Origin of the sequence: Streptomyces sp. NPDC102467 (assembly GCF_044765445.1) — a bacterium.
Taxonomy (GTDB): Bacteria; Actinomycetota; Actinomycetes; order Streptomycetales; family Streptomycetaceae; genus Streptomyces.
Map to the genome: position 1 here is coordinate 1 of NZ_JBIWKA010000046.1, position 12288 is coordinate 12288.

Annotated in this window: 14 protein-coding genes and 1 pseudogene; 7 read left to right on the plus strand and 8 right to left on the minus strand. The window is 68.8% G+C overall.

Features of this window, described 5'->3' with window-relative positions; all coding sequences use genetic code 11:
- Window positions 1–217: 217 nt before the first annotated feature.
- Complete coding sequence (locus ACIREE_RS41850; protein ID WP_404164748.1) at window positions 218–400, minus strand: hypothetical protein; 183 nt, start codon at window positions 398–400, stop codon at window positions 218–220.
- Between the two features lie 274 nt (window positions 401–674).
- Between ACIREE_RS41850 and ACIREE_RS41855 the strand changes: the two genes are divergently transcribed.
- On the plus strand, window positions 675–3242 hold the full coding sequence (locus tag ACIREE_RS41855) for a Helicase associated domain protein (RefSeq protein ID WP_404164768.1): 2568 nt from the start codon (window positions 675–677) through the stop codon (window positions 3240–3242).
- Window positions 3243–3724: 482 nt separating this feature from the next.
- Complete coding sequence (locus ACIREE_RS41860; protein WP_404164770.1) at window positions 3725–4540, plus strand: class I SAM-dependent methyltransferase; 816 nt, start codon at window positions 3725–3727, stop codon at window positions 4538–4540.
- Between the two features lie 127 nt (window positions 4541–4667).
- Here the strand turns inward: ACIREE_RS41860 and ACIREE_RS41865 are convergent.
- A pseudogene (locus ACIREE_RS41865) lies at window positions 4668–4862 on the minus strand (transposase); the annotation flags it as partial.
- An 18-nt stretch (window positions 4863–4880) separates the two neighbouring features.
- Window positions 4881–5408: an EF-hand domain-containing protein gene (locus ACIREE_RS41870; RefSeq protein WP_404164750.1), complete on the minus strand. Its 528-nt coding sequence runs from the start codon at window positions 5406–5408 to the stop codon at window positions 4881–4883.
- A 368-nt stretch (window positions 5409–5776) separates the two neighbouring features.
- On the opposite strand from ACIREE_RS41870, the gene ACIREE_RS41875 reads away from it, so the two are divergent.
- From ACIREE_RS41875 to ACIREE_RS41885, 3 genes are read left to right on the plus strand one after another with little or no spacing between them, the layout of a single operon-like run.
- Window positions 5777–6532 (plus strand): (5-formylfuran-3-yl)methyl phosphate synthase, encoded by a 756-nt coding sequence (locus ACIREE_RS41875; protein ID WP_404164752.1) that lies wholly within the window; start codon window positions 5777–5779, stop codon window positions 6530–6532.
- 14 nt (window positions 6533–6546) lie between these two features.
- Window positions 6547–7656 (plus strand): NAD(P)-dependent alcohol dehydrogenase, encoded by a 1110-nt coding sequence (locus ACIREE_RS41880; protein WP_404164754.1) that lies wholly within the window; start codon window positions 6547–6549, stop codon window positions 7654–7656.
- A 50-nt stretch (window positions 7657–7706) separates the two neighbouring features.
- On the plus strand, window positions 7707–8618 hold the full coding sequence (locus ACIREE_RS41885; RefSeq protein WP_404164772.1) for an SAM-dependent methyltransferase: 912 nt from the start codon (window positions 7707–7709) through the stop codon (window positions 8616–8618).
- 337 nt (window positions 8619–8955) lie between these two features.
- Here the strand turns inward: ACIREE_RS41885 and ACIREE_RS41890 are convergent, their stop codons facing one another.
- The 3 genes from ACIREE_RS41890 to ACIREE_RS41900 all read right to left on the minus strand — a co-directional run bounded on the left by ACIREE_RS41890 (window position 8956) and on the right by ACIREE_RS41900 (window position 10557).
- Window positions 8956–9213 (minus strand): hypothetical protein, encoded by a 258-nt coding sequence (locus ACIREE_RS41890; protein WP_404164756.1) that lies wholly within the window; start codon window positions 9211–9213, stop codon window positions 8956–8958.
- Between the two features lie 10 nt (window positions 9214–9223).
- On the minus strand, window positions 9224–10189 hold the full coding sequence (locus ACIREE_RS41895) for an ADP-ribosylglycohydrolase family protein (RefSeq protein ID WP_404164757.1): 966 nt from the start codon (window positions 10187–10189) through the stop codon (window positions 9224–9226).
- A 140-nt stretch (window positions 10190–10329) separates the two neighbouring features.
- A complete protein-coding gene (locus ACIREE_RS41900) occupies window positions 10330–10557 on the minus strand; it encodes a hypothetical protein (RefSeq protein ID WP_404164759.1) in 228 nt (75 codons plus the stop codon).
- 98 nt (window positions 10558–10655) lie between these two features.
- Here ACIREE_RS41900 and ACIREE_RS41905 point away from each other — a divergent pair, with 98 nt between their 5' ends.
- Complete coding sequence (locus ACIREE_RS41905) at window positions 10656–10886, plus strand: hypothetical protein (protein WP_404164761.1); 231 nt, start codon at window positions 10656–10658, stop codon at window positions 10884–10886.
- Here the strand turns inward: ACIREE_RS41905 and ACIREE_RS41910 are convergent.
- Complete coding sequence (locus ACIREE_RS41910) at window positions 10849–11082, minus strand: hypothetical protein (RefSeq protein ID WP_404164763.1); 234 nt, start codon at window positions 11080–11082, stop codon at window positions 10849–10851. The two genes, ACIREE_RS41905 and ACIREE_RS41910, sit on opposite strands and share 38 nt — an antisense overlap.
- Window positions 11082–11315: a hypothetical protein gene (locus ACIREE_RS41915; protein WP_404164765.1), complete on the minus strand. Its 234-nt coding sequence runs from the start codon at window positions 11313–11315 to the stop codon at window positions 11082–11084. The genes ACIREE_RS41910 and ACIREE_RS41915 overlap by 1 nt, the downstream gene beginning before the upstream one ends.
- A gap of 190 nt (window positions 11316–11505) precedes the next feature.
- Between ACIREE_RS41915 and ACIREE_RS41920 the strand changes: the two genes are divergently transcribed.
- Window positions 11506–12123, plus strand: a complete 618-nt coding sequence (locus ACIREE_RS41920) for a HEAT repeat domain-containing protein (RefSeq protein ID WP_404164767.1) — start codon at window positions 11506–11508, stop codon at window positions 12121–12123.
- The last annotated feature ends 165 nt before the right edge of the window (window positions 12124–12288 follow it).

Consider the following 12288-nt stretch of genomic DNA (forward strand, 5'->3'; position numbering starts at 1 on the left):
GCGCGCGGTCTGCTCCGCAGACACGACGCGCCGCCGCTACGCGGCGGTACCCGGCGCTCCGCGCCAGGTGCAACTCGCGTGCTCCGCACGCGAGTTGGCGTCACTCCGTGACGCGGGGTCAGCAACGCTCCGCGCTGCTGACGGCTCGGATCGCTCCGCGATCCGGCCCTGCAGGCTCGCGCTCCGCGCGGGCCTGCGGAAGCGGCTGACGCGGTGGCTACTTGAGGGCGATGCCGATGGCCCACGCGATGAACCCGAGGCAGATGAGCATGGACAGTCCAATGGATACAGGCCCGGGGCCTCGCCTTTCAGGCTCCTGGTACTCCTTCAGGAACACTATGACTTCTGACTCAGGACGAGCGCTCGCCTGTTGGCCGTCCTGGCCGGCATTGGAAGACATGGCCCCTCCTTCATTGTTCTTGCCCGTTAACCATGGGCCTTCTAGCGAGCGCCGTCTACTACGTGATCAAAGCCGGACGGTATGAGTTGCTTCCGGTTGGGCATGTGCGTCATTGTGGTGAGCGGGCTAGTCTATGGACTATAGGCCTACCATCGGCCCCCGCCTCTGGCTCTGGCTCTGCTCGCGTCGCCAAGTTTTCAAAACGTGGCGTCACTTTTTCAGTGCCCGAAACGCTTACCGAGCATACCTTTTACGGGAGCCACTAATGGCAGTAATGAAACTTCTTTCCCATCAGGTCGAGGCTGTCGACGGCATTCTGAGGGTTCTTCAGAAAGCGCCTGACGGGAGTATGCCAGCGGAAGGGCTGCGGGCTCAGGTCATCTCGGCGACCGGTTCGGGCAAGACCCTGATGGCGGTCGAGGCGGCCCGGCAGTTGAAGGCGCGGCGGGTCCTGGTGCTGGTGCCGACGCTGGATCTGCTGACGCAGACAGCGGCCGCATGGCGGGCCGGCGGCCGAAGCGGGGCCATGGTCGGCGTCTGCTCCCTCAGCGCCGCCGACAGCCAGGGCGTGCCGTGCACGACCAGTCCGGAGGAGCTGCGGATGTGGCTCCGCGGTCTGGATCAGGTGACGGTGTTCGCCACGTACGCCTCCCTGGGTCTGCGCACCCTCCAGTCGGCTCACGCGGGAGGTGTGGGGGTCTGGGACCTGGTCGTGGTGGACGAGGCGCACAGGACGTCGGGGGATGCGGGGAAGCCGTGGGCTGCGGTGCACGATCAGCAGCAGATCCCGGCGCAGCGGCGGTTGTATATGACGGCGACGCCGCGGGTGTGGGAGGCCGGTGGGGATGCTCCGCGGATGGTGGCGTCCATGGATCGGGACAGCGTTTTGTTCGGGCCGGTGGCGTATGAGTTGAAGCTGTCGGAGGCGATCCGGCGCGGGATCGTGGCGCCCTACCAGGTTGTTTGCGTCGAGCTGCGTGACGAGGACGTGTACCAGGCGCTGCGGGAGGCGCCGTTGGGCGCCGATCAAGTGCGCGGCGCCAGGCTGGCGGCCCTGCAGACCGGTCTGCTGACCGCGGCCGTGGAGGAGAAGCTGCGGCGGATCCTGACGTTCCACAGTCGGGTGGCGGAGGCGGAGGCGATGGCGGCCGGGGTGCCGGCCGTCGCCAAGCAGCTGCACGCCGACAATCCCGACCGGTTCCCGGCGCCCGGGCGGGTGTGGACGCAGTGGCTGTACGGGGAGCACTCCCCCGGCCACCGCCAGGCCGTCCTGCAGGATTTCGCCTCCGACTTCATCCCGTCTCAGGACGGGGGCGAGCAGGGGCGCAGCGGTCGGGAGGTGAAAGCGGCCGTGCAGATTCTCGCGTCCGTGAAAGTGCTCGGAGAAGGTGTTGATACCGCCCGGTGTGACGCAGTTGCCTTTATGGACGCGCGGGGCTCGATGGTCGACATCGTGCAAATGGTCGGGCGCGCTCTGCGTATCCGTCCGGGTGAGGGAAAACTCGCGACATTGGTCGTTCCGGTATTCCTCAGTCCGGGTGAAGATGCGTCGGAAATGCTGGTTTCTGATGCCTACGGCAGCCTCACGAAGGTCCTCGGTGCCCTGCGGGCGCACGACTCGGACGCGATCGAAGCGCTCGCGGATCCCCGTGTACGCAGCGGGAGTTGGGAGCAGGGCGAGGACCAGGACGCCAATATCGAGACTGACATCGACGATGCTCCGGAGAGCGACAGCGAGGCAGACGCCGAGACTGCCTGGGATGAGGCAGTGGTGAGCGGGCCGGCTGCGGGGCTGTTGAAGTTCAGCACGCCGCGCGATCCCGCGCTCATCGCGCAGTTCATCCAGCTGCGCATCATCGACCCGGAGAACGCCTACTGGCGCCGCGGCATCCAAGCCTGCATCCAGTACCTCAAGGAGACCGACGGCCAAGTCCTGCAGGTGCCGCAGCGGTATGTGACGCCGGACGACTGGGCGCCCGCCGGCTTCCCGCTCGGCATGTGGCTCGCGGACCAGCGCAGGTACTACAACGCCGAACTCCTCGAGGCGGAGCGGGTACGGCAGTTGGACAAGCTCGGCATGGTCTGGAACGCCCACGAGAGTGCCTTCGAGGAAGGCCTGCGCGCAGCCCGCGCCTGGGCGGAGGAGCACGGGCACTTGCTCGCGCCGGTGAGCGCGGTGAGTGCGGGCGGGTTCCCGATCGGGGTGTGGCTGAAGAACCAGCGAGCCGCCGCCCGACAGGCCATAGAAGCCGCTGCCGCGCACGAACAGGGACAGTCGGTGGCGCCGGGCGCCTGGGGACTTGTGGAGAGCCGCCAGGACGCCCTCGACGCGATCGACCCCGGCTGGGCCCCGGCCTGGGACACCGCCTGGCAGCGCTGCTATCGACTGTCCAAGAACCACCTCGACGCCGGCGGCACCCTCCCCCGCAAGGCCGGCGTCCTGGTCGTGCAGGGCGAAGATCTGGGCGCGTGGGTGCAGGCGCAGCGGTTGGGGTGGGACAAGCTCGGGCCAGCGCAGCAGTGGCTGCTGGAAAGCGTCCTGGGCATCGAGGAGGCCGGGGAGGAGGAGCGGCCGGTACGCCGGACTCAGGACGACAAGTGGAATCTCAACCTTGCGGCTGCGCGCTCCTTCCACGCCCGGGAAGGGCACCTGCAGGTGCCGCGCAAGCACACCGAGGTCGTGCCGCCCGCGGAGGCCGGCCGCAGCGCGCACGGGGTGGAGCGGGGTGGGGAGGGTGTACCCGTAGCACTCGGCATGTTCCTCGCCAACACCCGGCGCCGCGCGGACAAACTCACCCCGCAACGACGGGCGGACCTCGACCAGCTCGGCATGCGCTGGTGATCGGTGCGGGCGTGGGGGTTAACGGGTCTCTGCCGCGATCAAGCCGAACAGCGCTGCGTATTCTGGCTGATGGGCTCTGGTGCCCCCCTGAGGCACAGGCGATAGAAAAGAGGGCGCAGGATCGCACGGTTGGACCGTGTGTTGTTGTGCCTGCCGTTGCACCCGCACTCGGTGTGGCGGAAGGGATGCTGGGCCCGGGCCCCGCCCAGTGTCTCGCCGGGATCACCCCGGACCCGCCGCAGGCCTACAGGAGGCGTCCCAGCGGATCGGTCAGGCCTTGCGCAGCTCTGGTGGCGAACGCCTGTGCCCCTGGTGCGGCGGTGTCCGGCGGGCATACTGCCCCGTCATGACCAGCGCGGCGAGTGTGCGCGCATGACCGGCTGGCCGCGCATAAGCCTGGCTCCGCTCATCAGTTCTCCTTGGAATCGATCATTTAGGCTGGCGCGGTGACTGATGAGCAGGAGCGGGTGCAGCCGTCGGGAGTGTGGGCCACAGCGGTGGGGGTGGCACGGGTGCGGGCGCTGGAGACCGAGCGGAAGCACGCGCTGTTCCGCGACCCACTGGCACAGGCCTTCGCCGCCGCCGGCGGTCTGTGGCCCTCCTCGGCGCCGCTGCCCGATGACGAGGCCGCGCGACGCCGCCGGCTGGCCGTGTCACTGTCCATCGTCATCAGGACGAAGTTCCTCGACGACCTGTTGCAGCAGGCCTCCGCGTCCGGGGTCCGGCAGGTCGTGCTGCTCGGCGCCGGCATGGACAGCCGGGCCTTCCGGGTGGACTGGCCCGAGGGCACCCGGCTGTTCGAGGTCGACACCGCCGCGCCACTGGACTTCAAGGCTTCGGTGCTGCGCCGGGAGCGGGCCGTCGCGCGCTGCGAGCGGATCACCGTCGCGGTGGATCTGCGTGAGGACTGGCCAGGCGCGCTGGCCGCCGCAGGGCACGACCCGGCAGTGCCGACCGTGTGGATCGCCGAAGGACTGCTGATCTATCTGCCCGAGGATGCGGTGGAGCTACTGCTGGCCCGGATCAGTGCGCAGTCGGCGGCAGGCAGCCGGATGGGGCTGACGTTGGGCTCGCGTGGCGTGATCGAGCGCTTCGGCGCGGACGCCGTGCCGGGATCGGCGGCGTCCATGTGGATCTCGGAGATGCCCGACGACCCGGTGGGCTGGCTGGCCGGGCACGGCTGGGAGGCCGACAGCCACACCCTGCGCGAGCGCGCTGCCGCCTACGGCCGCCCGATCAGCACCCCGCCGCAACGCGAGGAACGGCCCGGCGGACTGATCTCGGCGGTCCGCCAGTAGAGCGCCTCCCCCGTAATGTTTTTAGCGGTCCTGCAAGAGGGCCGCTGGCCTCTGGGCCCGGCATGACTGTGTCCCCCTGTCGAAGCAGATGACCTGGGGGGGGTGGTGTTCACCGGGCCCGAGAGGTGCCGTCGGAGAGGAGCATGCGGACGTCGCTGACGCCGCGGTTCTTGATCTCGGTGAGGATGTGCAGCCAGTGCTTGGCACCCTCGCCGCCGTCGCCGGCCCACCGCCCCAGGATCTCCCGCCAGCCCTCGGTGGTGACGGCCGGGGCCACATAGATGGGCCGGCTGGCCACCGCGCCGTCGCGGATCTTCACGTGGGCCCGGCTGGGTCAGGGCTACGGAGCCGTTGCCAGCAGGTCCGCGGGGACACCGCCCTTGTCAGGGGCGTAGTAGTTCTTGATCTCGGCCTCCCAGACGTCCACCCGGATCCGGTCTGCGGCGTCGGGTCCGAATGCGTCGAAGAGCGCCTCGATGTTGGGCAGTTCGAAGCCGACGCCTCTCATCATGCCGATGAACACCGGTCGGGTGACGGTTCCGCTGCCGTCCACGTCGCCGAAGTGTGCGAAACCGGCCGCAAACGCGTCGACGGCGCCGCTGAAGCGTTCCGGCGACAGGACGCACGCCTGGAACTCCTCGTACGTGATCCGGCCGTCGCGGTCGGTGTCGAGTTCACCGGCCAGCGTCTCCCAGTAACGCTGGAAGGAGGCGCGCATGGCCCGGGCGCGTGCTTCGTCGGCGTCGGGCACGGCCGCGGCGACCCGGTCGCTCATCAGCTTGAAGTCGTCGGCCTCCAGGACCCCGTTGCCGTCGGCGTCGAAGAGGGTGAAGACGAGTTTCACACGTGTGACTGCTTCGGTGCGCATGTGTGTCTGCCTTTCGGGAGGCCTGGAGACGGCCGTGTGTGTTGTCCGAGCAGTAACTATGCGGGCGCCGCCGGGCCCTGCGCTCCGGGAAGAGCGGCTGGTCAGCATAAAGAGTGAAGATGGTGCCGCGCGGCATGAACCGATGTCCGGCTCTTGGCTGGCGGCCCGCTGCGTCGCCGGACGGTGAGCCATCGGGAACCGGCGTGCACGGCGCACTTGGAACTCGGGTAGCACCTCCCTCGGTTCTCGCACGCCCTACCGGTGGTCACGAACCGCCGCTGATGATGAGCAGACCGCATCAGCTTCAAGCGACTTCGCACACCCCTGCCTGCTTTTGGGCCGGGCGTGGACGCGGAAAGGAGTTCACGTTGTTACTTCTGATCTCACCGGACGGTGTCGAGGAGGCCCACGAATGCGTGAAGGCGGCGGAACACCTTGACATCGTGGATGTCAAAAAGCCCGACGAGGGATCGCTCGGTGCGAACTTCCCGTGGGTCATCAGGGAGATTCGCGACGCGGTTCCCGCCGACAAGCCGGTCTCCGCCACCGTGGGAGATGTGCCGTACAAGCCCGGCACCGTGGCCCAGGCCGCCCTCGGCGCGGCCGTTTCCGGAGCCACCTACATCAAGGTCGGGCTCTACGGATGCACGACACCCGAGCAAGCTGTCGATGTCATGCGGGGTGTCGTCCGGGCGGTGAAGGAGTACAGACCGGACGCCTTCGTCGTCGCCTCGGGCTATGCCGACGCCCACCGGATCGGCTGTGTCAACCCGCTCGCGCTGCCCGACATCGCTCTGCGCTCGGGCTCCGACGCGGCCATGCTCGATACCGCCGTCAAGGACGGTACCCGCCTGTTCGACCACGTCCCGTCGGAGATCTGCGCGGAGTTCGTGCGACGGGCCCACGAAGCTGATCTCCTGGCCGCTCTCGCGGGCAGTGTGCACGTGGGCGACCTCGGTGCGCTGACCCGTATCGGCACGGACATCGTGGGTGTGCGGGGCGCGGTCTGCGCCGGCGGTGACCGCACCACCGGCAGGATCCAGCCGCACTTGGTCGCGGCTTTCCGTGCCGAGATGGACCGGCACGCCAGGGAACACACGGCCGCCGTCGTCACCGCGGGCTGACTGCCGACATGTCGATGAGGTTCGATGCAGCGGTACTGCGTTCCTACGAGAGCCCGTTCACGGTCGAGGCGGTGGTGCTGCACTCGGGGCCGGCCGACGACGAGATCCTGGTCGAGATCGCAGGGTGCGGGGTGTGCCGGACCGATCTCGCGGTCCGGCGTTCGGCGGGCCGTTCGCCACTGCCGGCCGTACTCGGCCACGAAGGCGCCGGGGTCGTCGCCGCGACGGGCGGGCCCCGCACCGGGCTGAGCGAGGGTGACCACGTCGTCCTGAGCTTCGACTCCTGCGGCCACTGCCTGAACTGCATGAACGCCGCCCCTGCCTACTGCGACTCCTTCGCCTCGCTCAACCTTTTCGGAGGGCGCAAGGAGAACGCCGACAGGTTCACCGACGCCGCGGGGGGCGCGCTGGCTCCCCGCTGGTTCGGGCAGTCCTCGTTCGCCGAGTACGCCCTGGTCCCGGCCCGCAACGCCGTACGGGTCGACCCCTCGCTGCCCATCGAACTTCTCGGACCGCTCGGCTGCGGATTCCTCACCGGCGCCGGAGCGGTCCTCAACTCCTTCGGCGCCGGGCCTGGCGAGACCGTAGTCGTCCTCGGTGCGGGAGCGGTGGGCCTGGCCGCGGTGATGGCCGCCGCTGCCGCGGGGGCGGTGGCCGTGGCCATCGACCGACACCCCGGACGGCTGGCCCTCGCCGAACGGCTCGGCGCGTTCCCGCTGCACGCCGCAGCATCCGACCTGCCCGCCCGTGTCCGGCGACTGACCGAGGGCGGCGCGCACTACGCGCTGGACACCACGGCCGTCCCTGCGCTGATCAACGACGCGCTCCGATCGCTGCGCCCGACCGGTCATCTCGGCCTGGTGGCCCGGCTGCAGACCCCCTTGCCGATCGAGGCGGGGGCGCTGGACCGCGGCAGGAGGATCTCCCACATCTGCGAGGGAGACGCGGTTCCCGGCCTGCTGATCCCGCGGCTGATCAGTCTGTGGCAAGCGGGTCGGTTCCCGTTCGACGAGCTGATCCGTACGTATCCCCTCGCCGACCTCGCCGAAGCCGAAAGCGACTGCGAAGCGGGGCGCGTCGTCAAACCCGTCGTGCTTCCCCAGGGGCGGAAGCGGAATCGATGAGCGCCTCTGTCAAAACTGTCACCGCTGTCACCGCTGTCACCGGAGGAAATGTGGTCGGAACAACGCAACGCGACACAGGCGCGGAAGGCGCGGAGGGCGTGGCGGGAGGGGTAGGGGTTACCGCTCTTCTGGTCGCTGCCGCACGGGCGATCGAGACCTACCGTCACGACACCCTGGCGCAGGACGTCTTCGCGGAGCACTTCGTGCTCGCCGCTCCGGCGTCCGCCGGCTGGCCGACCCGCCCGCACCAGGTCCCCGAGGGGGACGCGAACCCCCTCTGGGGACGGTTCGCACGCTACTTCGGCTTGCGGACGCGGGTCCTCGACGACTTCCTCCTCCGGTCGGTGCACACAGGAGGCGCCCGCCAAGTCGTGCTGTTCGGTTCGGGGTTGGACGCGCGGGCCTTCCGGCTCGACTGGCCTTTCGACTGCGTGGTCTTCGAGATCGACCGGGCGGAAGTGCTGTCATTCAAGGAGGGGGTGCTCGACGGGCTGTCGGCCACTCCGAAGGCGGCGCGTGTGCCCGTCCCGGTCGATCTCCGCGCCGACTGGGTGGCAGCCCTCGCCGATGCCGGATTCGATACGACCGCACCGAGCGTCTGGCTGGCCGAAGGGCTGCTGTTCTACCTCCCCGCTGTCGCCGAGAAGGCCCTCATCGACACGGTGGACCGACTGAGCACGCAAGGGAGCGCTCTGGCGTACGAGGCCAAGCTCGAGTCGGACTTGACGGTCTACCGCGACAGCCCGCTCTACACGGCGACGGCCCAACAGATCGGCATCGACCTGCTCAACCTGTTCGCGAAAGAACCCCGGCCCGACTCCGCGGGCGACCTGGCGGGCAAGGGCTGGGCCACATCCATCCGCACCCCCTTCGACTTCACCCGCCAGCACGGACGTGGCCCGCTCCCCGAGGAGAACGACGCCCTGGCGGGCAACCGGTGGGTATTCGCGAGCAAGCCCTGAGCAATCCCGCCCCTCGTCTACCAGGAGCTTTCTCGTTCTGCAGATCCGTCCAACTCGCCTGCGCCTGACACGTCACGAGCCCCTGACACGTCACGAGCCGCAGTGAACCCGCCTCGGCCGCAGCGCAGCGAGCCGTTCGACGCACAATCCGCGAGAAGCGGACCGGCTCGCCCACAAAGACGACGAATAAACACGCCCCTGCTCAGGGCCGAGCGGCTCCTGGAGACCGGCGAAGCCGAAGCCGTCGTGCGGTGCACGGACGAGAGCGAACGAAACCTGTATCGCACGGTGATGGCCGAGGAACTGCTCCGCCACCTGGTCACATCGGTGCGCGACGTCATGACGTCGGACGCCCAGACGGCGGGCCGAGCGGCTCCAGGATGTCCAGGAGGGCTGCGCGTCGTTCCAGGTACGAGCAGCCGCGGAGGTCCCGGCCGGCGATGACCAGGCAGTCGAACGCGGCGAACGAGGCGGGGTAGCGGCGCATCAGGTCGGCCAGGCGCCGGCCGCGCGCCGCGGCGCGCGAGCTGACCGCCCCGAAGTCGGTCCGGCCGTCGCGCCAGATGACCAGTTCGCCGTTTATGTGGGCTACCACATCTGTCTCATCAACGGTCTTCACTCGACGGCAGATCACCAGCGTGAGTGGTTCCAAGGCGGTGTGCAAGATTGAGTAGATCCGGCGCGTGCAGCACCCGTCCGTCGAATCCCGGGAGGGGGACACGGAGCGGTTGGGTCCAGCGGGCGGGGATTGCGTCCAGCCCGTAGTACGCCCCCGCGAGGCCTCCGGTCACCGCGGCGACGGTGTCAGTGTCACCGCCGAGGTCGATCGCCGCGCGTATCGCGTCTTCGAAGCTGGTGGTGGTGCGCAGGGCCCAGACGGCTGAGCCCAGACAGGGCCAGACGGCACCGTTGAACTCGGTCGCCTGCTCGGGGTGCCAGTCGGGCGCGAGGACGGTCGCGTACCGGCCACGGTGGTCAGGGTGGACAAGAGCCAGGACGTCCGGGAGCGCGGCGAGGGGGTCAATGTCCTCGAACGTGACACGGATGAGCTCGTGGAAGATCGCGGTGCCTTCCCAGGCCGCGCGGTCCCCGTGGGTGAGGGCAGCGATACGCCGAGCCGCCTCCATGGTGACTTCTTGGCCGGCGGCCGCGAAGTGGACTGCGGAGGTCGACGCCCGCATCAAGGAACCGTTTCCCGCCGCTCGTTGGTTGACCTGGAAGTGGATCGCGGCGGCGAGGTCCCAGGGCATGCCGTTGGTCAGGACGTCTTCGGTCTGCAAGCCGATGTCCTTCGGCTCTGATGCCGCCCACCGCTGGAAGCGGGCGAAGATGTCCGGCAGATCCAGCCCGCCTCTCTCCAGCAGCGACTCCGCGACCAGGACGGCCATCTGCGTGTCGTCAGTGGCCTCGCCGGGGTCCCAGCCACCACCTCCGCACATCTCGCCACCGGCACCAGGCGCGGGAAACCGCGCAGAGAACGCTCCCTGGGGGCCAAACTCGAAGGGGGCGCCCAGAGCGTCGCCCACCGCTGAGCCGACGACCGCGCCGGCCGTTCGCTGAATCCGCTTCATTCGCGCAGGCTATCCGGGCCTCACCGACGGCCGCACGGCCCGATTGCCTTCCTCGGCTTCCCGAACCATCGGAGGCGAACGCGTCTCGTCTACGGAGGTGCACCGCCTGAGACACCTTGGGTCTGAGACACCCGTACAGGTCACATAACGCCATCGAGGACGGTGTCGGGTGGGAGCTCCATCGCGGCCGTGGCGATGTCGAGCCACTGCTGCGTCGCATCGCGGCCCGAGCGGGTCTGAATGCGAACCGTGTCGCGCCGCCACAGCACGCCCCGGTCGCCGTCGAGCTTCGGCTCGAACCACCAGCCCGGCCCTTCGGGCAGGGCTGGAACCTGCTGCGCCAGCGCCACCTCGACCGGGTACTCCACACCCTCACCCTCTCCCCCACTCCCCACGTCCGCGCGCGGGACTGCTCCCACACACGGGTCCAGGGGCTGGCGGTTCCCCAGCTGCTTAAGATCCGTTCGTGGATCTACCTGACAGATTGATCGAATTGCAGCGCGCCGCCGATGACGAGGGGCGGAAGCTGGAACACCTCGACGATGACGAGCGCCGGACGCAGCGCGAAGTGTGGTTCGAGGCGGCCGCGGTGGTGACCGCCGCGGTGACCGAGTACGCGCGGGAGAACGAGCTGAATCGGTTCGCCGTCGAGAAGGCGCTCAGGCAGACCGTTCGGCATCCCCCGGTGGAGGAGTAGGCCACTGGCGCAGCGGCCACTCGCGGCCGTCATCCCACTCGGTGACCGTCACGCTGGCGTTGGCGTTCTCCGCGTGTTCGGCGATGAGCCGGTCCGCCTTCCAGTCGGCGGTGTCAGGGTTGTCCCACCAGCCTTCCAGGGCTGGGCTGCCGTCGAAGCTGAGGGTCACGTGGTAGCGGCCGGGCGGCGTGCTCATCAGCATCGCCCCGCCGCCGCGAGCAGGTGAGTGCGGCACAGGTCGAGCCAGCGCGGCGTGTCGTCGAGAGTGACGATGCGGGTCGCGATCGACAGCGTGCCGCACTTCGAGCAGGGCACGGAGCGCGGCGGCGCCAGGCGCTCGCGGCTGATCGAGGACGGCGGCCGGCGGGACGGTGCTGCTTCCAGTTCGGCCGGGTCGATGCTGAGGCGGATATGCGGGTGGTCGTCCATGCCACCTCCTGATGGGTGTCCTCTGGCAGGTGATCTTGACCGATTGCCAAGTGATCTTGACGGGCTGTGGGTTTCCGCCAAGCAATCTTGACCAGGGGCGGGATCGTCCGACGCTGCAGTGCCGCGGACTGTCCTGTCAGAGCGAGGACCTACTCTTCACCGGCATGGAACCGGCCAGATGGGATCCGAGATGGCACTGACCTTGGACGAAGCTGTGGCGCAGCTCGGCCATCGGCTTTCACCCAAGCGACGCTCCGCTGCAACGCGCCTTCGTCGGCTTGCTGATCCCGCTGCGGGGCCGGCGTTGCTGGAGGCCCTGCAGCAGGAGGTCCGTGACGCCCGCACGTGGGAGACCCAGTACCAGATGGTCATGGCTCTGGGGGTGTGCGGTCACCAGCCTTCCCTCGGCCTGATCCGTGAACTCGCCCAGCGTCCCTTCGAAGCGACCATGGTGTATGTCGCGCTCGGTGACGCTGTGATCCGGCTGAGTGCTCCGGAAGATGCGGCCCAATCCCTGCGCTGGTGTCTGGAGGCCGGCATTCCGATGCTCGCCGACGGCGCCCTCCGCGCCGTCGCCATGCGGCGATTCCCGTTGGATGGGGCCACGATCGACTACGTCCTCGACTTCCTCGATCCTCTGGACCCCCACGATGGCCGCCGGTTCTGGGTCGCTGCCGCTGCAGCAGGCTGGACGGGCCCCCGGGTCACGGAGTTCCTCCAAGGATGTGCAGCCGGCCCCCGGGCCGACGTGGCCAGCGCAGCCACCTCGTCCCTGCAGGGCAAGTACCAGACCTACTCGCCCCTGTAGAGCCCGCCCCGGACAAAATCCAACGGTCAAGATCGATTGGCAATCGGCCAAGATCCCCTGTCAGAGGACAATGGGGCTCGTCTGCTGAGTGTGTGCACTATGAGCATAGAATCGAACGCGTGTCCGATCCACTGCTTACCCGTCTCGACCTGCTGCGCTTTCTGG